The 22432-nt window shown below is 37.9% G+C and carries 22 protein-coding genes; 8 read left to right on the forward strand and 14 right to left on the reverse strand.

Annotation, left to right across the window (positions count from 1 at the left end):
- Nucleotides 1-12 precede the first annotated feature (12 nt).
- Complete coding sequence (locus ACF8D3_RS11390; protein ID WP_004881042.1) at nucleotides 13-1131, forward strand: PilT/PilU family type 4a pilus ATPase; 1119 nt, start codon at nucleotides 13-15, stop codon at nucleotides 1129-1131.
- A gap of 96 nt (nucleotides 1132-1227) precedes the next feature.
- On the opposite strand, the gene fur is transcribed toward ACF8D3_RS11390, so the two are convergent.
- Complete coding sequence (gene fur / locus ACF8D3_RS11395) at nucleotides 1228-1665, reverse strand: ferric iron uptake transcriptional regulator (protein WP_023013954.1); 438 nt, start codon at nucleotides 1663-1665, stop codon at nucleotides 1228-1230.
- Between the two features lie 111 nt (nucleotides 1666-1776).
- On the opposite strand from fur, the gene ACF8D3_RS11400 reads away from it, so the two are divergent.
- A complete protein-coding gene (locus ACF8D3_RS11400; RefSeq protein ID WP_004881046.1) occupies nucleotides 1777-2175 on the forward strand; it encodes an outer membrane protein assembly factor BamE in 399 nt (132 codons plus the stop codon).
- 53 nt (nucleotides 2176-2228) lie between these two features.
- Here the strand turns inward: ACF8D3_RS11400 and ACF8D3_RS11405 are convergent, their stop codons facing one another.
- The 11 genes from ACF8D3_RS11405 to ACF8D3_RS11455 all read right to left on the reverse strand — a co-directional run bounded on the left by ACF8D3_RS11405 (nucleotide 2229) and on the right by ACF8D3_RS11455 (nucleotide 13592).
- Nucleotides 2229-2555: an RnfH family protein gene (locus tag ACF8D3_RS11405; RefSeq protein ID WP_392471592.1), complete on the reverse strand. Its 327-nt coding sequence runs from the start codon at nucleotides 2553-2555 to the stop codon at nucleotides 2229-2231.
- A complete protein-coding gene (locus tag ACF8D3_RS11410; RefSeq protein ID WP_392471594.1) occupies nucleotides 2555-3637 on the reverse strand; it encodes a hypothetical protein in 1083 nt (360 codons plus the stop codon). Before ACF8D3_RS11410 ends, ACF8D3_RS11405 begins: the two co-directional genes overlap by 1 nt.
- A gap of 257 nt (nucleotides 3638-3894) precedes the next feature.
- Nucleotides 3895-4350, reverse strand: coding sequence for a bacteriohemerythrin (locus ACF8D3_RS11415; RefSeq protein WP_004881051.1), 456 nt, complete (start codon nucleotides 4348-4350; stop codon nucleotides 3895-3897).
- 283 nt (nucleotides 4351-4633) lie between these two features.
- A complete protein-coding gene (locus tag ACF8D3_RS11420; RefSeq protein ID WP_007481247.1) occupies nucleotides 4634-5482 on the reverse strand; it encodes a class II glutamine amidotransferase in 849 nt (282 codons plus the stop codon).
- 99 nt (nucleotides 5483-5581) lie between these two features.
- A complete protein-coding gene (locus ACF8D3_RS11425) occupies nucleotides 5582-6358 on the reverse strand; it encodes a GNAT family N-acetyltransferase (RefSeq protein ID WP_023013951.1) in 777 nt (258 codons plus the stop codon).
- Nucleotides 6359-6480: 122 nt separating this feature from the next.
- Nucleotides 6481-7587 (reverse strand): hypothetical protein, encoded by a 1107-nt coding sequence (locus tag ACF8D3_RS11430; protein WP_392471596.1) that lies wholly within the window; start codon nucleotides 7585-7587, stop codon nucleotides 6481-6483.
- 101 nt (nucleotides 7588-7688) lie between these two features.
- Nucleotides 7689-8588, reverse strand: a complete 900-nt coding sequence (gene argB, locus ACF8D3_RS11435) for an acetylglutamate kinase (protein WP_061398281.1) — start codon at nucleotides 8586-8588, stop codon at nucleotides 7689-7691.
- Between the two features lie 14 nt (nucleotides 8589-8602).
- Nucleotides 8603-10021 carry a phosphomannomutase/phosphoglucomutase gene (locus ACF8D3_RS11440; protein ID WP_392471597.1) on the reverse strand — a complete coding sequence of 473 codons (1419 nt, stop codon included), beginning with the start codon at nucleotides 10019-10021 and terminating at the stop codon, nucleotides 8603-8605.
- 193 nt (nucleotides 10022-10214) lie between these two features.
- Nucleotides 10215-10667 (reverse strand): dUTP diphosphatase, encoded by a 453-nt coding sequence (dut, locus tag ACF8D3_RS11445; protein ID WP_061516258.1) that lies wholly within the window; start codon nucleotides 10665-10667, stop codon nucleotides 10215-10217.
- Nucleotides 10668-10690: 23 nt separating this feature from the next.
- Nucleotides 10691-12730: a DNA helicase Rep gene (rep, locus tag ACF8D3_RS11450; RefSeq protein WP_023013947.1), complete on the reverse strand. Its 2040-nt coding sequence runs from the start codon at nucleotides 12728-12730 to the stop codon at nucleotides 10691-10693.
- Nucleotides 12731-12926: 196 nt separating this feature from the next.
- Nucleotides 12927-13592: an OmpA family protein gene (locus ACF8D3_RS11455; RefSeq protein WP_004881069.1), complete on the reverse strand. Its 666-nt coding sequence runs from the start codon at nucleotides 13590-13592 to the stop codon at nucleotides 12927-12929.
- Nucleotides 13593-13983: 391 nt separating this feature from the next.
- Between ACF8D3_RS11455 and ACF8D3_RS11460 the strand changes: the two genes are divergently transcribed.
- The 6 genes from ACF8D3_RS11460 to ACF8D3_RS11485 all read left to right on the forward strand — a co-directional run bounded on the left by ACF8D3_RS11460 (nucleotide 13984) and on the right by ACF8D3_RS11485 (nucleotide 18448).
- The gene (locus ACF8D3_RS11460; protein WP_007481233.1) at nucleotides 13984-14901 is read left to right on the forward strand and encodes an acyltransferase; all 918 of its coding nucleotides are present in this window, start codon (nucleotides 13984-13986) and stop codon (nucleotides 14899-14901) included.
- A 24-nt stretch (nucleotides 14902-14925) separates the two neighbouring features.
- Entirely contained in the window at nucleotides 14926-15984 is a 1059-nt protein-coding gene (locus ACF8D3_RS11465; protein WP_007481231.1) for a hypothetical protein, read from the forward strand.
- A gap of 117 nt (nucleotides 15985-16101) precedes the next feature.
- Nucleotides 16102-16821 carry a septum site-determining protein MinC gene (gene minC / locus ACF8D3_RS11470; protein WP_392471600.1) on the forward strand — a complete coding sequence of 240 codons (720 nt, stop codon included), beginning with the start codon at nucleotides 16102-16104 and terminating at the stop codon, nucleotides 16819-16821.
- A gap of 65 nt (nucleotides 16822-16886) precedes the next feature.
- The gene (gene minD / locus ACF8D3_RS11475) at nucleotides 16887-17699 is read left to right on the forward strand and encodes a septum site-determining protein MinD (protein ID WP_004881075.1); all 813 of its coding nucleotides are present in this window, start codon (nucleotides 16887-16889) and stop codon (nucleotides 17697-17699) included.
- 2 nt (nucleotides 17700-17701) lie between these two features.
- On the forward strand, nucleotides 17702-17974 hold the full coding sequence (gene minE / locus ACF8D3_RS11480) for a cell division topological specificity factor MinE (RefSeq protein ID WP_004663449.1): 273 nt from the start codon (nucleotides 17702-17704) through the stop codon (nucleotides 17972-17974).
- A 186-nt stretch (nucleotides 17975-18160) separates the two neighbouring features.
- Nucleotides 18161-18448 (forward strand): PA4642 family protein, encoded by a 288-nt coding sequence (locus ACF8D3_RS11485; RefSeq protein WP_007481225.1) that lies wholly within the window; start codon nucleotides 18161-18163, stop codon nucleotides 18446-18448.
- Nucleotides 18449-18496: 48 nt separating this feature from the next.
- Here ACF8D3_RS11485 and rhtC read toward each other — a convergent pair whose 3' ends face one another.
- Both rhtC and ACF8D3_RS11495 read right to left on the reverse strand, forming a co-directional pair.
- A complete protein-coding gene (gene rhtC / locus ACF8D3_RS11490; protein WP_004881080.1) occupies nucleotides 18497-19114 on the reverse strand; it encodes a threonine export protein RhtC in 618 nt (205 codons plus the stop codon).
- A 128-nt stretch (nucleotides 19115-19242) separates the two neighbouring features.
- Nucleotides 19243-22308 carry a DNA translocase FtsK gene (locus tag ACF8D3_RS11495; protein WP_392471602.1) on the reverse strand — a complete coding sequence of 1022 codons (3066 nt, stop codon included), beginning with the start codon at nucleotides 22306-22308 and terminating at the stop codon, nucleotides 19243-19245.
- Nucleotides 22309-22432: the final 124 nt, after the last annotated feature.

Consider the following 22432-nt stretch of genomic DNA (forward strand, 5'->3'; position numbering starts at 1 on the left):
TAGAGAAATATCATGGACTTTAATGATTTACTCAATTTGATGATTCAGCAAAATGCATCTGACTTATTTGTCACTGCTGATGTTGAACCATCAATGAAAATTAATGGTCAGATCGTACCTGTATCAAAAACTAAATTGTCTGGGGAAATTGTTGGTCAACTTATTCAGTCAGTAATGACTGATAAGCAACGTAAAGAGTTTGCAGAAACTCGTGAATGTAACTTTGCCATTACCAACCGTGAAAAAACTGCACGTTTCCGTGTGAGTGCATTTCAGCAACGTGATATGCCTGGCATGATTTTGCGTAAAATTGAAACGCACATCCCAAGCATGGAAGATTTAAAATTACCTGAAGTTCTTAAAGAACTGGCAATGACCAAACGCGGTATCATTATTTTTGTCGGCGCGACAGGTACGGGTAAATCAACCTCTTTAGCATCAATGATTGGCTTCCGTAACCATAATTCAAAAGGCCATATCATTACTATCGAAGATCCAATTGAATTTGTACACCAACATGCAGGCTGTATCATCACACAGCGTGAAGTCGGTATCGACACAGATTCATTTGAAGTCGCACTGAAGAACACCTTACGTCAAGCTCCTGATGTGATTCTAATCGGTGAGATTCGTTCTCGTGAGACTATGGACTATGCTATTGCTTTCGCTGAAACGGGACACTTAGTGCTTGCAACATTACATGCGAACAATGCCAACCAAGCATTAGATCGTATTATTCACTTCTTTGAAGCAGACCGTCATAGCCAACTTTACATGGACTTGTCTCTAAACCTACGCGCGTTAGTTGCGCAGCAACTTATCCCAACGCCTGATGGTAATTCACGTCGCGCTGCAATTGAAATTTTAATTAATACTCCACTCCTTGCAGATTACATCCGCAAAGGTGAAATTCATGAGATTAAGGATCTAATGAAACGCTCGCGTGAGCTAGGTATGCAAACCTTCGACCAAGCGTTGTTTGATCTTTATAAAGCAGGTGAAATTACCTATAAAGATGCGCTTAAACATGCAGATTCTCCAAATGACTTACGTTTAACCATTAAGTTATCTGAAGAAGGTTCAGACCAATTATTGAGCGCAAGTAAAAACATTACATTTGATGGCCAATAATTAGCGCTAAGCCCATAAAAAAAGGAAGGTTTTTTGTAACCTTCCTTTTTTATTTGTTCATTTTTAGTGAACAAGAAAATAAAGCATAATTCGCACTTATTTTTTACGATAAGCTTCTTGGCATTCTGGATCATTACAGTAGCCATATAAATTTAAAGAGTGTCCAGTTAGTGCAAATCCATGTTGATCTGCTACAGCATGTTGCTCTTTCTCGATAATATCATTAGTAAATTCAACAACTTTATTACAATTCAAGCAAACTAAATGATCGTGATGATCTTCTTGCATGATCTCAAATACAGAGTGATTATTTTCAAAGTGATGGCGCTGAATAATACCTGCAGCTTCAAATTGTGTTAAAACACGATAAACCGTAGCTAAGCCAACATCTTCACCTTGCTCAAGCAAAGTTTTATAAATATCTTCTGCACTTAAATGATGTTGTTTTGAATTTTCTAATAATTCCAAAATCTTAATACGAGGAAGGGTAACTTTAAGTCCAGCTTTGCGTAAGTCTTGATTGGAAATAGGCATGAAAAAAGGTCTCTCAACAAATCTTAAGTTGGAATAGGCAATAGAGTTTAGATGCAGTATGATCTATCCTTGAACCAAATGCATCATCATTTATCAGGATAGTGTAGCAAAATGCAAAAAATCATGCTGACGTTATTCGTCACTTCAGTACTTAGCGGTTGTTCAGTCTTTGGTGTGTATAAAGTCGATATTCCACAGGGAACTCCATTAACCAAAGCACAAGCATCTCAAGTACAAGTAGGCATGAGCTTTCAACAAGTACGTTTCTTACTTGGTAGTCCAACTGTAACAGATCCTTTGAATCCACTGCGTTGGGACTACATTTATAACTACATTCCAGGTACTTATGCTAAAAAAGCAAAAATACCAGCAGCGCATGGTCAACATTTAAAAGTTTATTTTGATGGAAATGGCATCGTAGAACGCATCGAAGGTTTAGATACTATTCCAGAATCACAACCTGGTTTACCAGCATCAAAAGAAGCCATTTTGACTGCGCCCCCACTATAACCACTTTCACATAAAAAGAAACCCCTCATTAAATCGATCATGAGGGGTTTTATTTATGAACTTGATGGTCTAAAACGATTGCCCTTGGCAAATCTTCCTACAGGATTCTTTGCAGCACGTTTTCGCCGAATATCTTTTGGATTAATTGTTAATGCACGATAGATTTCAACACGATCACCTGCATTGAGAACAGTATCCACGTCGATCTTGCTTCCAAAAATACCCAACTGTAAGGGCTCAGGTAATGCGACCTGCTCAGCGATTCCACTTTTATGAATAGCATCTAATGCTGTCATTCCATTCATGAAATCAACAGTAATATGAAATTGCTGCTGTTCAGTTGCGAATGCAACCGATACATGCTGCTGTTTGTATTCCATTAGAAGATTTGTCCAATAACTGCCACAATTGCGACAACGATTGATAATGGCAATACTAAACGAACCGCAATACGCCATAAGTTATAGAACAACTCATTACTAAAATTCATCGCTTTACGCAAATGACTGATTTTCATAATCCAACCAGCAAAAATGGCATAGATTAAACAAATCACAAGTCCCCATAACATAAGCGCAATATTAAAAAGTGATTCAACTTGTGGTACAGCCCAAACTGCAATTGCAGCGAGAATGATCAACCATTGCACAGCCATCGCCAATTGACGCTGAGCCAATTGCTCTTTAACAAACTGAATCAATAAAGCTGCTGACGACACAGCTGCAAATATCCAAACAAGTGCTGGAATTTGTGCTTGTAAAGAGAAGAATCCAAAAGCAATGACAGCCAATAATTGTGCAATCCAGACAGGTAAGGCTGTAGATGTCGCAGCATCTTGTTTTTGAATATCAGCAAGGCTTGTCTGCCAATACAGCCCTAGACCTAAACCTGTCGCTACAAGCGCAAGAACAGTCGCATTGCCCCACTCTTTAAACTCAACACCAGTCCAGTGCCATGCTTGTAGATGTGTTCCCATAACATTTGCGAGAACGAACGCAGCAAGTACCCCAAGTGCAGATAAAGCAATTAAAAACTGACGAGGAATAAAAGATAATCCCACAGCAATAACAGCTAAAGCTGCAAAAATAATTTGGCTCGTAATATCTAAAGAGAACTGTTGTCCGATCAAATGCGTAGCGGTCGTTAAAACACTACCAGCAAAAAAAGGAACAAACACAACCGCCAACCACCCAACAATACGCCATTTAGGTGAAGCATCAGCATCTCGTGTCAGACTCGATAATGCTTGTAAAGCCGTCACCTTCGAGCGTTTTGCTAATGCAATTTCTAAATATCCAATTGGCAGTGCCAATAAAATCATCGTACCTAACCAAAGCAACCAAAAATCAAACTGACGATCAATTTGAATCCCTACTGTCGGTGCTAGTGTAGTGATCATGACAAATGATAAGCAAAATGCCATCACTGGAGTGAGCCAGCGTGACAGAGTTGTGTCCTGCATAATGCATTCCTTGAAAAATCTTTGAACTCATTGCGCTATATGGTGTTTGCAATGAAATATTCAATGTATTTTGCCTTTCTCAAGCATGAAAATCAAAACAAAAGATGTCGAAATAAAAAGGCAAACCATCATTTCAGATGGTTTGCCGCGCACTAATTATTATAATGTTTATTCGACCCTCTATTTCTCACTCATGCCTATCGTATTATTTTTATTTAATAGAGGATCTTTTTTATTATTTTTTTATTCTCTTATTATTATGAGAAAAATCTAGAAAACCAATTCTTCCCTTTTTTCTTTTCATTTTCTTTAATAATACCCATCATATTTTCTTTGACTGCACCTACATAATCAGCATCATCATGACGGATATGATTAATCAACCATTTTGATAATACTTCATGCAATTCAGTATCAATGTTATGTCCTAATTCAAAACGCTCACGATATGTCTCTATCTTCTTGATAAATAAGTCATGAACACGTTTATGTGGAACGCGATATTTGTAGTTTGCCTCTTCTTGAAGACTTTCTTCAAAAGTAAAGTGAGACTGAGTATAGTCAATAATATTGTCTAAAACACTTTTCATTTTCATACGATCATTGGAGTGCTTTAAATCAGCAATTTCATTAATATAATCTAGAATACGTCGATGTTGATCATCAATAACCTCGATTCCTGTATTATATTCGACAGACCACTTCATACCCATATCGAACCCCAAACCAACACTTTTTATTGAATAAGAGCATAATATCTACAAAGTGAGTAAATAAAAACACAGCGTTTTCGTCAGATTTTAAGTATTTCCAATTAAAATAAATTAACCTATTGTTTTATATTTATTTAAATATTTTAACCAATCAAAACACTCAAGTATTTTTTAACCAACAAGAAAAATTATCTCTTTAATTTTATTGAAATATGTATAAAAAATACAACTTTAGTAGCATAAGAAAATAGTATACAGACTATTAATTAGAGTTATATTGAAATTAATATTGATCAGCTTTTGTCACTCTTTTTAATGAAGGGTTTTCAGCTTCTCTTACAAGTCGCTCAATATGAGTTAAAGCGTGTTTTATTGATTTACCATCTTGAAATAAAATCATTTCACCTGGCTGATACGCTGTCCATGCTTCATTATGCGTTAAAGGTTCTGTCGTGATGACAGCAACTCTGTCTTCAGGTGTTGTCACTTCACTAAAGTCGACCTCAACGTCTAAATCAATGAGATGTGCATGCTGAAAAGGATATTCCCGTACTAACCAATGTAGCTTCGTTGTCGCATAACTAAATAAAGCTTTGCCATTCGACAAACAGAAGTTAAAAGTTCCATGCTCAGCTACTTGCGGTGAGATACGTTCTAATAAAGAAAATATTTGCTCCAAGCTCGGCTCAGTGTAGCCAAACTCCTCAACCAATTGATCAAGCAAAAAGCAAAAAGCGAGTTCACTATCAGTATTACCAACAGGTTCAAAGCGACCACTTAATTTTGGATCAAAATTATGTAAATCACCATTATGTGCGAAAATCCAATGTCTCCCCCATAACTCTCGCAGAAATGGATGAGAATTTTCTAAAGTAATCTTACCCTGCGTCGCTTTTCTGATATGTGCGATGACATTACGAGACTTGATTGGATAATTACGCACTAAGTCTGCAATTGGGGATTCAACAGCTGATTGATTATCGACAAATAAGCGACAAGCTTTATCTTCAAAGAATGCTATCCCGAACCCATCACAGTGATCAGACGTCACACCTGCTCGTTGAGAAAAACCACGAAAAGAGAAGGTAATATCTGTTGGGGTAGCGCAATTCATTCCTAATAGCTGGCACATATCTATAATCTTTTTAACATCTTCGCCTATTGTGCATGAGGTTTCGATGTATTGTAAATCTCAATATGTGCTCACTATAGGATTGAGAACGATATATGCTTATCGTTGCACCATCTTATTCATTACAAAAGAGGTAGCAATCTTATTTACTTCTAAAAAAACAAAATAATCTAAACATTTAAAATGCTCATCATAGAATGCTTCTTTAGATAGTTTTGACTGCATCCCCAAATAAGTTTGGAACAGTTTCGGCATACGCTCATCTTGAGGGAAACTGAAATCAGGACGTACTGGCTCAAATGCACGCTTTGAACGAATATCGATGGTTTGATGATTTGCCAACTGTTGAATCTGGCGATGTGTGTAATAAGTACGAGCCAAATTGTCTTCTAGATGAATGCTGACGCAACCCATCAAGTATTTTGCACGCATTGACCAAAGTACTTTTGGGGCTAAATTCAACCATAACATCGACAATGCTTTACCTGAGCGAAAACGGGGATGTACACAGGTACGCCCAATTTCGAGAACATTCGGTAAATGTGATAACTGAGGGACTATTTCAAACTCTTTTGCACTATAGCTCTGGCTAATTTCATGGCCTTGGAACAATTTAAGGCGCGTATAAGCAACAATCTCACCGGTCCACTTCTCACGTAGCACGGCGTGTTCACAACCAAAATCGTAAAGATCCTGATCTAAACCATCTTCAAATGACATACCAAATTGATGAGCAAATTGTGTTGCTCTAAAACGTTGTACTTCTTGTAATTCTTTTAAGTTATCCACCCATTCAAAACGGAATTGATTTTGAGCTGGTTTGTGGCGTAAAGGTAAAGTCAATGTCTGACGATATTGATTTAGTTTTTCTAGCATAATGAAAGCTCCTTATGGCTAGATTTACCTTAAATCCTATTAATGACATTTTAGTGAATGAAAAATGAAAAGACTGTGACAGAAAGCCTATAAGATGTACCTATAGGCTTATATACTTAATATCAATCTTGCAAAGTTAAAATATAATATTTTAAATTAGCAGCGTAAGGTAAACTAGAACCGATCTGAACCAGTGCTAATGTTTTATTATCTGCTGTTTGGAATAATTTTATGCCATAACTTTGAAAACCATTAATCTCAGGTAAATTATAAGGTGTGACTACGCCATAACCATAACCTGAATATTTCAAATAACCAGGTATATAAGAGTACAACTCCTGCTCCCAAGTCCCATATACGGCTGGCAATACTCTTAAGTCACTAACAGACTTATCTTGAATCAATGAAATAATAAATGTATCTTGCAACATTTTTATTTTTCCACCGTAGTTCAAGTTTTCCGTATAGAAATATGTTCCTTCACTGGTGTAAACATACTCATGTTTTTGGTCAAAGAATAACTTACCGCCAATTGGATAATCGCCATGATATGGGGAATCCTTGGTTGAGATTGCATTCGTAGAGCTCTTATCAAGAGCTATACTAATTAAATCTCTTGGGCTAATACCAAAGTATGTAAAAATAATTTTATTGTTTTTTTCTGAATAAATGCCTTTTAATTCAGAAAAGAATCCAAAATTATTAGAATTTAATTGAAGTTCTTTAACACCAGTATTTAAATTAAGCTTCACGACACCATTACTAAAAGCTTGGCTATCTTTAATACCCAAAAAGAACCCAATTCCTTGATCTGTAAGAAACCCATCAGTATATGGTCCTTCATTTGGGAAAATTTTAAGCAATTGACCTTTTTCTAGATCAATATATGATATGTGATTTGGGTGAATAACAATTGCTTTTTTACCATTTGGACTTAACTTAATTACTTCAGCAGAATCAGATAAAGGAATTCTAACTGTAACACCTGTCAATCTACTTACAATATTTAAAGTCGCTAGAGATTGATCATACGCAATAATTTTATCTAGACTTTCTGAATACTCTGATAATTCTGGACGAAATGATATTTCTTTAATCGCTTTTACCGAAACATCTTTTTCAACAATCTCATTATTATCATTTCCAGTAGATGCACCACCGCCCCCGCCACAAGCAACTAATAAACTACTTACAACTAAAATGGCTAATATTCTTTTCTTAAGGAACATAATTTTTCCGTATTAGGTTATTTATTTAATATTCAATAAATATCATACTATATAAAAAATAAGACCTGCTATATAGCAGGTCTTATTTTTTATATAGTGTTTTAATGTTTTGCACGATTAGTAATGAGTGTACCCACACCATGATCAGTAAAGATTTCTAATAAGCTTGCATGTGGCACACGACCATCAACAATATGTGCACTCACAACACCACCTTTCACAGCATCAAGCGCACAACCGACTTTAGGAATCATGCCACCATAAATCACACCTGTATCGATTAGACGATCAACTTCTTGAGTTGTTAAACCTGTTAATAGGTTTTTATTTTCGTCTAAAACGCCAGTGATATTGGTAAGTAGAATAAGCTTCTCAGCACCTAATGCTTCAGCAACTTTACCCGCGACAAGGTCAGCATTGATGTTGTAGGTATTACCGTCCTCATCGACACCTAATGGCGCGATCACAGGGATAAAATCACCTTGGGAAAACATTTCTAATACATCAGTTTTTACGCCTGTAACCTCACCCACCATACCTAGATCAATTTGCGAAATTGAACCATCAGCTTCCTGTTTTTCCATTAACAGTTTACGCGCACGAAGTAAATTACCATCCTTACCCGTTAAACCAATTGCACGACCACCATGTTTATTGATCAAATTAACGATTGATTTATTGACGCTACCGCCTAATACCATTTCAACCACTTCCATCGTGGCTTGATCTGTAACACGCATACCATCAATACGGTCAGACTCTTGACCTAAACGCTTAAGTAATGAATCGACTTGTGGGCCGCCACCATGTACTACGATTGGATTTAAGCCCACTGTTTTTAACAGCACGATGTCACGAGCAAAAGAGCTTTCTAACTCAGGATCAGTCATTGCATTGCCACCATATTTTACAACCAGCGTTTTACCTGAAAAACGTTGGATATACGGCAAAGCTTCAATCAAAATTTTTGCTTTATCAATGCCGATATGCTCGTGTGGCATGTGACTCTCCTTCATTAAGCCTGTGCAAGTTCTTGTGCAATCAATGGATACTGTGGTTGCAACATAGAAACAAATTTCTGGCGGATTTCAACTAAGCGGTCAGGATGATCTGCATCAAAACGAACAGTAAAATACTCGCCAGTATTAGATGCTCGAATAATGCCAAAACCATCATCAAAATCAAGTCTTACACCATCGATTTTACTGATACGAGCACCTAAACGATGACTTAAAATTTCAACGTCACTCAAAACTTGCTTTGGATTGATATGATGCGTGCTGATATATGTGTCTTCGGTACAGTATCTTTCCGGGTAAACTGAGAGTAACTCGGCTAAGCTTTTAGCATCAGATTGAGTCAAATACTCCATAACACGTAACGCAGCATATAATCCATCGTCATAGCCATAACCGCGCCCATCGTTAAACACATAATGCCCTGCATATTCACCGCCAAATACAGCTTCACCTTGCGACTGCGATAAATACGCGCGTAAAAAACTACTACCTGTTCGGATCATTTTCGCTTGTCCCTCAAGCTGCTGAACTGTATCAGCGACCATACGAGAGCATTTCACATCAAATACGATTTCTTTATGTGGATGTTGTTGCAAACACATCTGGGCAAATAAAGACAATAAACGATCAGGACTAATAATATGTGCTAGCTCATCCAATAAAACCACTCGATCTCCATCACCATCTAAGGCAATACCAAGATCGGCTTTCTCTGAAAGAATAGCTGCTTTTAATTGTGATAAATGTTCTGCATGTGAAGGATCAGGTGCATGATCTGGAAAGTGCCCATTTGCCTCACAACGCAGCGCGATCACTTCGCAACCTAACTTTTCCAAAACAAGCTTTGCACATCGCCCAGCAGAGCCATTCAAACCATCTAAAACAACTTTTAATGGTCTTGTTAGGTGAATATCGCTGAGTAAAGAATGTTGATATTGCAAGCAATACTGCGGAATGATTTTATGGAGCAAACCATCAACTAAAGGACTATCGAGTTGATTCTTAGATATTTGAGCAAGATGTCCGACATGTTGAATCATTTCAGGACAAGGTGGCTCTCCTTTTAGAATCCATTTAATCCCATTATCAGATTTTGGATTGTGACTTGCCGTCACCATGATGCCATTACCACCAAAATCTCGAGCGATGTAATACATCATTGGTGAGGAACAGCATCCTATATTGGTTACAGCTATTCCTTGTTGTTCAAATATCTGTTGAATGATATTTGCATACGTTGGACTGGTTAGACGAGCATCATAACCAATGACTATATGATCTTGCTCACTTTTTTTATATTGATCTGCTAATGCATAAGCAATTGAGCAAATCACTTGAGGTGTTAAATTGCTAAGTTTTCCACGGATATCATAAGCACGAAAAATATTCAGAGGAAATGTATGTTTTATATTCACAGCAAGCCCCTATTTCTTATAATCATAGATGATTCAAAAACCAAAATTGTTTAGAAATTAATTAACCCTTATTCAGTTAAATTAAAATAATTAATCTGCTGCTTTTTAATATATATTTGGTTAACAATCAATATGAGAAATGCAATATCTCATAGGAAGATATTGCATTGATATAGATAAAAGCTTAATAAACTTATTGTTTTCCTGTGTGACCGAAACCACCAGCACCACGCTCAGTCGCAACAAACTCATTCACTTGTTCAAACTCGGCTTGTATTACAGGAACGAGTACATATTGTGCCAAACGCTCACCTGGTTCTAAACGAAAGGTATTTTGCCCACGATTCCAAACAGAAACCATAAGCTCTCCTTGATAATCAGAGTCAATTAAACCAACTAAATTACCTAACACAATGCCATGTTTATGACCAAGACCTGAGCGGGGTAAAATTAAACCAGCAAAATTAGGATCTTCAATATAAATTGCTAAACCAGTTTTAACTAAAACCGTTTCACCAGCAGCAATTTCAATCGCCTCATCCAAACATGCACGTAAATCTAAACCTGCTGAACCATTTGTTGCATAAGAAGGCATTGCCCACTCTTGGCCTAAACGCTTGTCTAATACTTTTACTTGGACTTTCATTACAACTTCCTACTTACAATTTTTTAACGTTTCAATAAAGCTTTTAAATTCGCGAGATATTGCTGAGCTTGTTCTTTTGGATCGACATTTGACGCAAGTTTCTTTTTACGTCCATGCCATTCCAACTCATCTTGTGGCAACTCATCCAAGAATCGACTTGGTGTCATTTGACGCATTTGACCACCATTCTTACGCTGTTCAGCTAAAGTAATTGTCAAACCTTGTCGCGCACGTGTAATCCCCACATACATCAATCGACGCTCTTCCTCGATGGTTTCTGAGGCGATTGAGTTTTTATGCGGTAATAACTCTTCTTCTAAACCGATCATATACACATAAGGGAATTCCAACCCTTTCGCAGCATGTAAAGTTAATAAGTTAACTTTATCGGTATCTTCCTCTTCCTGCTGCTGTTCAAGCATATCTAACAACACAAGTTTACGAATGACACTTTCAATATTCTTCTCGTCAACATCGTCTGTACGATTCAATAAGTTTTGGATGCTGGTGTATAAACTTTCGATATTGTCTATTTTGGTTTTTTCTTGTGCAGGCGTCGCAGCTTGTTCACGAACGTAATCGATATACCCTGCTTCATTGATCATCTGACGAACTTTTGGAACGGGTTCATCATCATCAAGTAACTCGCGGGTAAATGTTGCAATAAAGTCTGCGAACTCATGCAATTGTGTGGCAGCTTTCTTCGGTAAAACCATCGATAAACGTTGATCCGAAGATGCTGTTAATAACGACAAAGTATTTTCTTGGGCAAATAACCCCAACTTTTCAAGCGTTACAGGGCCAATCGCTCGTTTTGGCGTATTAATAATACGTAAAAATGCACTGTCATCTTCGGGGTTGATGATCAAGCGTAAATAGCTCATCACATCTTTAATTTCTGCGCGTGCAAAGAAAGATTGCCCGCCAGAAAGTTTATAAGGAATTTGCATTTGGCGAAGTTGTGTTTCTAAAACACGTGCTTGGAAGTTACCACGATATAAAATCGCATAATCTTTCCAATTTTTCCCATTCATCAATTTATGTGTGATGAGATCCTTAACAACACGCTCGGCCTCATCATCATCATTTAAACAAGTAATAATGCGAATGGTCTCGCCATGTCCTTTATCACTCCACAGCTTCTTATCAAAAATATGTGGATTATTTTCAATAACAGCATTGGCTGCTTTTAGAATACGGCTGGTTGAACGATAGTTTTGTTCAAGCTTAATCACTTTTAAGTTATGGAAATCATCTTTCAACAACGCCATATTTTCAGGTTTTGCACCACGCCACGCATAAATGGATTGGTCATCATCACCAACGGCAGTAAACTGCCCCATCACACCAACCAACAGCTTCACTAAGGTATATTGTGCCGTGTTGGTATCTTGATATTCATCGACCAGTAAATAACGCACACGATTCTGCCACTTATCACGCACTTCAGCATTTTCTTGGAGTAAACGTGTTGGCATCACGATCAGATCATCAAAGTCTACAGCGTTATATGCACGTAAGTTGCGCTCATAGAGTTGGTATAAATGTGCAAGTTGTACGTCTTCAACAGTTTCACAAGTTGAGTGTGCCTGTTCTGGCACAACCAAGTCATTTTTCCAATCTGAGATTTTCTTCATTGCTTTCGCAATAAGCTCTTTACTCTCTGCCCCGGACATATTGTCACGTTGCATCAAATCCATCAGGATTCGTTTACAGTCATCCGCATCTAGAATCGAAAAATTATTTTTAAGCGGTAAATGTTTTAGTTCTATACGTAATAAATTCAGACCAAAGGTATGGAAAGTAGAAACCGACAAACCTTTTGCTTCTTCACGAGAAAGTAATTTACCAACACGCTCTTTCATCTCACGTGCTGCTTTGTTCGTAAATGTCATTGCTGTAATACGATGTGCTGGAATACCACACTGTTGCACTAAAAAAGCAATCTTTCGGGTAATAACAGAAGTTTTACCTGAACCTGCACCTGCAAGCACCAACAATGGCCCCTGAACATATTTCATGGCTTCAAGTTGCTTGTCATTGAGTTGACTGGCAGATGACATTAATAATACCTCTCTCGTTTCCGAGCCTTATTTTTCGAGCACAATTATAGACATCTCTTTTTTAGAATCCCAATAGTAAATCTTGGGATATGTATAAATTATGATGTCTTATGCAATTGCTACGCCACAGTTTGTCGCGAGATTCTAAAAGCCATAAAAAAACCACCCGAAGGTGGTTTTTAGAAATCAGTAAAAATTACTGTTTTGCATAAATGCTGATTTCAACACGGCGGTTTTGCTCTTTACCAGCAGCAGTTGCGTTAGAAGCGATCGGGTTAGAAGAACCCATACCTTGCGCATCAATACGGCTGCTCGAAATGCCTTGACCAGCTAAATACGTTTTAACTGACTGAGCACGCGCTTGAGATAATGGAATGTTGATTGAGTCATTACCAGTATTATCTGTATAACCTGTTACAAGAATCGCGCTCTTGTTATCTTCAGCTAAAACTTGTGCAACTTTGTTTAAAGTGCCGTAGAAGTTAGGTTTGATATTTGATTTGTTAGTATCAAATGTAATGCTACCAGGCATAATCAATTGAACAGAACCATCTGGATTACGGCCTACATCAACGCCAGTACCTGCCATTTGCTCACGTAATTTTTTCTCTTTGTTATCGAGATATAAACCGCTCGCACCACCAAGAATCGCACCAATTGCAATCGCACGGTTATTTTGGCTGCTGCTACCGTTGTTAATACCCTTAGATACACCATAACCTGCTGCTGCACCAATTAATGCACCTAAAGCAGATTTGTCGTATGAAACACCACCAATATCATTACCCTGACCGCTCATTGTTTGGCAACCAGAAAGTACCAATCCAGCCCCTACGAGTGTTGAAATTACTAATGCACGCATTGCGTAGCTCCTGTCTATGTATTTTGTTGTCTTGGTAAATAATGAAGTAGAAATTTGCGCTAGACCATTGATATTTTGTTAATAATAAACACTTTATTTATATTTTTGTAATATTTTGATGCACTTTACTTGAAGGTATCATCATACTTCCTCCATGTTTGACCAATTATGAACTAAAAGTGAATTTAGAGACTTAAGTCACAAAATAAACAATTAAATGGCAGATCTGATTTCTGTATCAACTTTTCACTTATTTTGCACAGAAAATCGCACTTAAATGATTTAAATATATAAAAAATGTCAACATCTCTAAATATACAGTTGTATTTCAATCTCTGTTGTTTATAGTTGGAGCATCTTTATTAAAACATCTGCACTCAAGGCTCGATTTATGACTAACGCAAATAAAAAAGCGTCCTTATTGCAAAAAGTAAGCAAAGGACTCACCGTCAGTTCAGTGATCACTGGAAGTACATTTTTGCATGGTCCTCCAGTTCTAGCTTTGGGCTTCACTAAATTCTTTAAAAAATCAAAAAAAGTCGATGAAACTAATATCCAGTTAGCAAATAGCTGGATTGGTATTAACAATCAATTGATTGAACACGTCTTACCAAATCTAAATTGGGACATTACGATTGATGAAAAACTCGACCTGAATTTACAAGGTCGCTATATGATGATTTGTAATCATCAAAGCTGGGTCGATACGACGGTTAATCAATATTTTGGTTTAAAACGTATGCCACTCACCCGTTTCTTCACCAAATGGGAACTTATTTTTATTCCTTTTGTAGGGCAAGCCTTCAAGATTTTGGGCTTCCCAATGATGAAACGTCATACCAAGGCTCAAATTGCAAAGAATCCAGAACTTAAGCATCGTGATATGCTCGAAGCACGCAAAGCTTGTGAACAGCTATTAAGCCAACCTTTTACTTTATTAAACTATTTAGAAGGAACACGCTTTACACCTGAAAAGCATGCTCAACAGCAATCGCCATATCAAAACTTATTAAAACCTAAAGCTGGTGGATTGGCCTTGGCATTGAATATCTTGGGAGATAAAATCGATTCTCTCGTTGATATGACCATTGTTTATCCAAATGGTGCACCAGGTTATGGCGATTTTTGGTTAGGTGGCGTATCAGATATTGCTGTCGATTTACGTAAAATTGATATTCCAGATTGGGTTCTCGGTGGTAATTACGAAGACGATCCAGTTTATCGTGAACGGTTCCAAAAGTGGGTAGATCAAATCTGGACTGAAAAAGATCAACTCATTACTCGTATGAAATCCAGATACAACCAGTAATTTATTAAGGGATTAAATAGAAGTATGGCCCAGCAGGACTCTGATCAAAACTCTAAATATAACTATGTAAATCCGAGCAGTAAGTTTTTTAAACTGTTCCTTGTCTATGACATTTTCATGGTCTTTATTATTGTTTTTAACCTGTTCTGTTTGGGCATGAACTTCTTTCTCATGAGCAATATTGGAGCGTGGTTTTTTAATACCATCCAGCTCCCAAGTGTTCTTGAGTTTTATCGTACACACTTACATCCGTGGGTCATCATCACAGAAGCGTGGTTTATTATCTTTTTAATTGCTGAGCTTGCCGTACGTTGGTTTCTTGCAATTGTCCAAAAGCATCATGCGCGTTGGTGGTTCTTCCCTTTTATTCACTGGTACGAGATCATTGCGATTATTCCGCATTTCCGTTTTTTACGTTTATTCCGCGCTGGTATTATTGCTTATCGACTACACGAGCTGGGTTATAAAGTTGTTCCTGACAATCTTCGAATCAAAGCACTCTTTTACTATCGTGTCGTAATGGAAGAGCTTTCCGATCGTGTTGTGATTACCGTGATTGATGGTATTCGACATGAGCTGGATACAAGTTCAAGTCATAAAAAGATTATTCATGACTTAGTAGATCATCATCGACAATTATTCACAATAACACTCGCTTCGATGTTGCAAGAGTCGCTTGCTGTCGCATTACAACAACAAGAACCTGCAATTAAGCAAAAAGTCGGCCTGATTGTGAATCAAGCCATTGAGGATACGCCTGAACTTACCCAATTATTGCGTCTAATTCCGATTGTTGGTGGGCGCATCGAACAACAAATTCAAAGTATAGGACAACGCTTAGGTGAAAATATTAGCGCTGGTTTAATTGAACCATTTATCGCAGGTTCACCACAAAAACCAAATGAAAGTTATCAGCTGATTGCAGAGAAAGTGAGTGAGTTAAATATCGACAATCATTACTTGGAAGAATTGGTTGAATCCGTTGTATATGAAAGCCTTGAAGCTATTCGAAAACAAGTAAAAGTAAAACAATGGCAGCAAATGTTAGAAGAACATGATCAATTGGATAAAAAAGCAGAATGATTACAAGAAAAATTACCAATCGTGCTAGAGAATTCGTGTAATTTGTTCTAGCATTTGCTTTTATTTACAACATGCTTTAACACAATAGAGCGCTTAAAAAACCCTGAAGGATAAATTATGGCTGATATACGGATTACAGGCAGAATGGTGAATTTTAGTCGACTGATTTTCGACACAAATGACCATACTGCAATCCGCCAGCAACTTAGCAACACACTCAGCGAAGGTTCTTATTTAGGAACTTTAGTTATTATTGATAGTACAGTTGAGCAAGAACTGATTGCCTTAATTCAGCTATTAATTGATTTGGGCTTACAACCAATGGCTGTGATTGATGGTATTTTGGGCGAACAAGCACGCGCGATTCAATTCCCTGTACTTCCAGCAGACCAACCGCTACAAAGAATCAAAGCATCTAAAGAGCAAGTCGTTGAGCATGTAGCAGAGAAACCTTCAGAGAGCTCTGCAATACAAACACCACAAAAAAACACATCGAATACGCATATCACCTCTTATCATGATGAGATTTTGCGTACAGGCCAATGTTTGGTTCAAGATCAAGGCGATATCATCCTAAATGCTGGCATGAATAGTGGTTCAGAAGTGATTGCGTCTGGAAATATTCACATTTATGGTAATGCTCGTGGTAGAGTCATTGCAGGTGCAGGTGGACATACTTCAGCGCGTATTTTTTGCCACTCGCTTGAAGCTGAACTTGTCTCTATTGCAGGGACTTATTGCGTAGCAGATGATATTCCAAAAGATATGATCAAAAAGTCTGTACATATTTATTTAAATAACAAGCAAGAGCTTGAATTTGAAGCTTTACAGTTTTAATTTATCAGATTAAACACCAAAAAAGCCCTTTTAGGGGCGTATGACCATAAATAGGAGTGGATTCGGTGGCCAAAATTGTTGTCGTAACGTCAGGCAAAGGTGGTGTAGGTAAAACTACAACAAGCGCATCTTTTGCAACAGGGTTAGCCCTACGTGGTCATAAGACTGTTGTGATTGACTTCGATGTAGGTTTACGAAATCTTGATTTAATCATGGGCTGCGAACGTCGCGTAGTTTATGACTTTGTAAATGTCATTAATAATGAAGCACGCTTACAACAAGCGTTGATCCGTGATAAAGATATTGAAAACTTATACATTCTCCCAGCTTCACAAACACGCGATAAAGATGCGTTAAGTGATGATGGTGTGGCACGCGTAATCGACGAACTTTCTCAAGAATTTGATTATATAATCTGTGACTCACCTGCGGGTATTGAACGTGGTGCTATTTTAGCCATGTATCATGCTGATGAAGCAATCATTGTAACGAACCCTGAGATTTCATCAGTTCGTGACTCTGATCGTATTATCGGTATGCTAGACAGCAAAACTAAAAAAGTTGAACAAAACGAAGGTCGTATCCGTAAGCATTTGTGTATTACACGTTTCAACCCAGAACGTGCTGATAAACAAGAAATGCTCACGATTGATGATATTTCGAAAGATATTTTACGAGTGCCGACATTGGGTGTTATTCCAGAATGTCCGAGCGTACTTCAAGCATCTAACGAAGGTAAGCCAGTTATTCTTTATTCAGAGACTAAAGCTGGACAAGCCTATGATGACTTAGTGGCTCGCTTCCTTGGCGAAGACCGCCCATATCGACACATTGAAGTACAGCCAAAAGGTTGGTTAGCTAGACTATTTGGAGCGTAATTATGGCAGGATTCTGGAGTAAACTTTTTAGCAGTGATGAAAAACCATCAAGTGCACAAACTGCCAAAGATCGCTTAAAAGTTATTGTTGCATCTGAACAAGGTTTAGGTCGTCGCCTAAGCCAAGATAAAATTGACCAAATGAAGAAAGAAATCATGCAGGTCGTAAGCCGTTATGTACGCGGTGTTGATGAACAGCATATTCAAATGCAAGTTCGTTCAGAAGCAAATATCGAAATGTTAGAAATGAATATCAATTTACCTGAAGATCGATAGAAGTTTTTTCATTAGCGAACTTTTGTAAATAAAGGCAGAATATACAGCAGAATTTTAAAAGTATTACTTTTCTAATCCCTCCCTACTTGAAGCCTAGCTTCTCGTCTTGCGGCAGGGAAAAGCGATGCTTTTCTAGTCCTGCCTCATATTTTGCCTTTATTATTTTATAAGACAGAGGAGATTGTCATGGCATTATCACAGCCAGCAACTTTCAACGAAGAATGGTCAGATGAGCGTGTGTTTGCCTATCTCAACCAACTTCCTCCAACTGGCGTCAATGCTGACTTTCATGTGCTTTACCATGCATTTAAACATATGCGTCCAAATGACTATGAACGTTTATTAACAAAATTCTTAGCGGATGGCCGTGATCTGAATGCAACAAATCCTGAAGGCCAACGCATCCATGATGTTATTGCACAGTTCCCTCGTCAAAAAGATGGATTCTTAGAAGTTTTAGCAAAATTTGCTTAATTTAATTCCATCAAAAAAGCCTGCATCGTGCAGGCTTTTTTGTTTAAATTATCGGCTACCGATTAGATATACACCCAATAAAGTAAATATCCCGCCAGAGACGCCATCAATCCATTTTGCAAAGTTTTGATAAGCAGCTCTAAATGTAGGTAATGAAAATACAAAAGCAACCACCAAAAACCATAACAAGGTTTCTACAGCGATGATAATAAAGAGTAATGAATGATGTTGATCAAACAGTGGGTTTGCAAGGAATAATGAGAATACACTGCCAAAATAAATGACCGCTTTTGGATTTGATAAGTTCGTCAATAAACCTTTCATAAAAAACAAATAAGGCGACTGTGGTAATACCATTTGTTTTACAGTCTGCTCACCTTTTGAAAATGCCGAACGGAGCATCTGATAACCTAACCAGCATAGATAGAGACCACCCGCAATTAAAAGCCCTTGCTTCAACCAAGCCATTTTTTCAAAAATAATATTAAGACCCATTAATGCTAGAAGTGACCACACCATTGCGCCTAAACAAATGCCAAGTGCAACAAGTACAGCATCTTTACGAGAACGACTAATCGCAGTCTGAGAAACTAAAAAGAAATCTGGACCCGGGGTGATGAGCGCACAAAAATGAATAAAAATTAGTGTACATAATGCGACTAACATGGCTCACCCTTCAACTTGAGTTTTTGAAAGATAAGCTTAAATAAAAAGCGTGATTATTACCATATAAAATTGATAAATATATAGCAATAAAGCCTCTAAATAGAGGCTTTATTCATACACTATTCTTATTAAACGAGAATCTCGCGTTTACCGTTCGCCCCCATTGAACTCACGATACCATTCTCTTCCATCTGATCAATGATACGTGCAGCACGGTTATATCCTAAGCTAAATTTACGCTGTAAAGAGGATGTAGATGCTTTACGAGTTTCGAGTACAAATGCTACACACTGATCATACAGCGCATCACGACTTGGATCACCATCACCATCCTCAAAACCACGAGAAGTTGGTTCTTCATCATATGGCGTTAAGATTTCATCAACATAGTTAGGTTCACCACGCTCACGCCACGCATCACAAATACGGTTGACTTCGTCGTCACTGATAAAAGCACCATGTACACGTTCAGGTTCAATTTTTCCTGGCCCAAGGAATAACATATCACCATGACCAAGCAAGTCTTCTGCTCCACCCGCATCCAAGATGGTACGCGAGTCAATTTTACTATTCACACGCAATGCAACACGAGTTGGAATGTTAGCTTTAATCAGACCTGTAATCACATCAACCGATGGACGTTGCGTTGCAAGTAATAAGTGAATTCCCGCAGCACGAGATTTCTGTGCTAATCGCGTGATCATTTCTTCAGCTTTTTTACCAACTTGCATGATCATATCGGCAAACTCGTCTGCCACAATCACAATTGAAGGCAATGGTGTTAAACGTGGTGCACGCTCACCCACTACTGAATCACTTGCTTTCCATGTTGGATCAATCAAATCCTCGCCATTCGCAATCGCTTCTTCTACCTTGCGGTTATAGTCACTAAGCTTACGAATTTTTAAGAATGACATCAGCTTATAACGACGCTCCATCTCATTGACACACCAGTTCAATGCACTCACTGCATCTTTCATATCAGTTACAACTGGCGTTAATAAATGTGGAATATCGTTATAGTTTGCTAATTCAAGTTGCTTAGGATCAATTAAAATGAGACGTAATTGATCTGGGGTATATTTCAATAACATCGATAAAATCATCGAGTTGACTGCAACTGATTTACCAGAACCTGTCGTACCAGCAACCAACATATGCGGTGCTTTGCCGAGATCTGTAATCACAGGATTGCCTGAAATATCTTTGCCCATCGCCATTGAGAGCAAGCCTGCTGGATCTTCAAATGCAGGTGTTTTGAGTAACTCAATCAAGCGAACCATTTCACGGCTACTATTCGGTACTTCGATACCGATATACGGTTTACCAGCGATAACCTCAACCACACGTACAGATGCCATTGACATTGAGCGAGCTAAATCACGAGAAATATTCGTCACTTTAGATGCTTTTACACCTGGCGCAAGATCCAGTTCAAAACGTGTTACAACTGGTCCTGGTTGAGCCTCTACAACTTGAGCTTTAACATTAAATTCCTGTAATTTAATTTCTAAAAGTTCAGACAACCGTGCTAATTGCTCAGCCGTAAAATTCACTTTCTTGTTTGGATCAACTTCATCAAGCAACTCTAAACCCGGTAAAGTTGGTAGATCACGACGTTTTTGTGCAACTTGCATTGCGCGCGACATTGGACGACCAAATGCATCTGTTAACGGAGCATCTAAATCAAAGTCTTCCTCAATATCCAGATCAGGTTCAGCTTTACCAGCAGTCTCTTGCCAAGCTTCGATAAATGCTTCTTTAGATAAAGCTTCTTTTGGTGCAGCGACTTCGATTGGTGCTTTTACAAATGCAGAAGTTTGAGCATAGCTGGTGGTTTGAGGACTAACTTTTTGCGGCTCATCATCAACCAAGAGATCATTAAAGTCATCAAAGCTAGCTAATTCATCTGATGCAGAGTTTTTAGGTGAATTGACTTGTGGTTGAGTCTCAACTGTATGTGTAAACTCAGATGCAGGTTGTTGAGGCACTTCATTAAAGGATTCTAAATGTAATGCTTCAACTTCACTGACAATATTTGTGCTTGGTTGTACTTCTTGAGTAAAAGGCGTATGTACATCTGTCGCAGTTTTACTATTTGGAACTGCTGCAAGTAACTCATCAAAAATCTGATCATCATTCCAATCTAAATGACTATGAGCAGCTTGCTCTGCTTTAGATTCAGTTTGCGAAGGATGAGCATATTGCGTTGATGGATTTACTGAATCATCCGCAGCACGTAGCAACGCATCAATCTCTTGTTTATGACTCGCATCATCGTGTTGAAGTGCACGCCAAACTTCGCCTGTTTGAATCAGACGTTGGCTTTCAGTCTCAAACTGATGAGCACGTTGTAAAGTCTCTTCAAAATCTTCTGTTGACTGAGTTTCTTGAGGTTGATTACTTTGCTGCTCTTTCGCAATAACATCAGCAAACAACTTTTCAGCTAATTGTTGATGATGATCATCATGTTTTGATGCCTTAACAGGTTCTTCAAGCGCTTTAAATTGATCGTTGGCTACACCAGCAGTTTGTTCTTGGGCTTTCTGCTTATTTTTTATTGCGGGTGTATCTGCTGCTGTTAATTGCTCAGTCAAGTCATAAGCAGATTCTTGCTGAGGAATATTTTTATAAAATAAATCTTGCAGGTACGCGGGTGTATTTTTCAACGTTACCCATGTTTTATTCCATTGGATTCCAAATGCCAAAGTGACTAATAAAATACTAAATGCTAATAAGAACAGCGTTGCGCCGTAAATTGTCAATAATTGGCTAAGGCTTTGACCAAGTTCAAAACCAATGATCCCACCTGCCGCATTTTCTAAAGTATCGGCTGGCATACTCCAATGTAAGTAGAACAAGCTAGACAAAGAAAGAATTAAGAAAAATTGAGCTGCATAACGAAATGGACGATTTAGAAAACTTCTTGGCCACCACACTTGTACTGCTTCGATAAACAGAAATAGTGGAATCAGTAAACTTGCCCATCCCAAAAAGCCAAACAATAAATCTGCGATCCACGCCCCTGCCACACCACTTGCATTTGACACCTGTTGTGTATCACTTGATATATGCATCCAACCCGGATCAAAAGGTGTGTAGGTTACTGTGGCAAGAAATAGATAAATGCCAAAAGAAATCAAAAATAATGTCATTAAAAAGCGTTGTGCATAAACACTTGACACCGCAGTCATATACTGTCCTGTAACCCAATTCGTTATTTGTTTGTCTATTTTTTAAGGTCTAAGCCACCTTAATCAATAAGTTTAATATTATGCACTCGTTCTTACAAAAAAGATGCACGATTGTTTACTGTTG

Source organism: Acinetobacter sp. YQ_14 (assembly GCF_043102985.1).
In the GTDB taxonomy this organism is placed as follows: domain Bacteria; phylum Pseudomonadota; class Gammaproteobacteria; order Pseudomonadales; family Moraxellaceae; genus Acinetobacter; species Acinetobacter venetianus.

Bases quoted from the DNA above. Each gene is read 5' to 3' on its own strand.
- ACF8D3_RS11390 (WP_004881042.1), top strand. From the start codon at position 13: ATGGACTTTAATGATTTACTCAATTTGATGATTCAGCAAAATGCATCT.
- fur (WP_023013954.1), bottom strand. From the start codon at position 1,665: ATGCCTATTTCCAATCAAGACTTACGCAAAGCTGGACTTAAAGTTACC.
- ACF8D3_RS11400 (WP_004881046.1), top strand. From the start codon at position 1,777: ATGCAAAAAATCATGCTGACGTTATTCGTCACTTCAGTACTTAGCGGT.
- ACF8D3_RS11405 (WP_392471592.1), bottom strand. From the start codon at position 2,555: ATGGAATACAAACAGCAGCATGTATCGGTTGCATTCGCAACTGAACAG.
- ACF8D3_RS11410 (WP_392471594.1), bottom strand. From the start codon at position 3,637: ATGCAGGACACAACTCTGTCACGCTGGCTCACTCCAGTGATGGCATTT.
- ACF8D3_RS11415 (WP_004881051.1), bottom strand. From the start codon at position 4,350: ATGGGTATGAAGTGGTCTGTCGAATATAATACAGGAATCGAGGTTATT.
- ACF8D3_RS11420 (WP_007481247.1), bottom strand. From the start codon at position 5,482: ATGTGCCAGCTATTAGGAATGAATTGCGCTACCCCAACAGATATTACC.
- ACF8D3_RS11425 (WP_023013951.1), bottom strand. From the start codon at position 6,358: ATGCTAGAAAAACTAAATCAATATCGTCAGACATTGACTTTACCTTTA.
- ACF8D3_RS11430 (WP_392471596.1), bottom strand. From the start codon at position 7,587: ATGTTCCTTAAGAAAAGAATATTAGCCATTTTAGTTGTAAGTAGTTTA.
- argB (WP_061398281.1), bottom strand. From the start codon at position 8,588: ATGCCACACGAGCATATCGGCATTGATAAAGCAAAAATTTTGATTGAA.
- dut (WP_061516258.1), bottom strand. From the start codon at position 10,667: ATGAAAGTCCAAGTAAAAGTATTAGACAAGCGTTTAGGCCAAGAGTGG.
- rep (WP_023013947.1), bottom strand. From the start codon at position 12,730: ATGTCATCTGCCAGTCAACTCAATGACAAGCAACTTGAAGCCATGAAA.
- ACF8D3_RS11455 (WP_004881069.1), bottom strand. From the start codon at position 13,592: ATGCGTGCATTAGTAATTTCAACACTCGTAGGGGCTGGATTGGTACTT.
- ACF8D3_RS11460 (WP_007481233.1), top strand. From the start codon at position 13,984: ATGACTAACGCAAATAAAAAAGCGTCCTTATTGCAAAAAGTAAGCAAA.
- ACF8D3_RS11465 (WP_007481231.1), top strand. From the start codon at position 14,926: ATGGCCCAGCAGGACTCTGATCAAAACTCTAAATATAACTATGTAAAT.
- minC (WP_392471600.1), top strand. From the start codon at position 16,102: ATGGCTGATATACGGATTACAGGCAGAATGGTGAATTTTAGTCGACTG.
- minE (WP_004663449.1), top strand. From the start codon at position 17,702: ATGGCAGGATTCTGGAGTAAACTTTTTAGCAGTGATGAAAAACCATCA.
- ACF8D3_RS11485 (WP_007481225.1), top strand. From the start codon at position 18,161: ATGGCATTATCACAGCCAGCAACTTTCAACGAAGAATGGTCAGATGAG.
- rhtC (WP_004881080.1), bottom strand. From the start codon at position 19,114: ATGTTAGTCGCATTATGTACACTAATTTTTATTCATTTTTGTGCGCTC.
- ACF8D3_RS11495 (WP_392471602.1), bottom strand. From the start codon at position 22,308: ATGACTGCGGTGTCAAGTGTTTATGCACAACGCTTTTTAATGACATTA.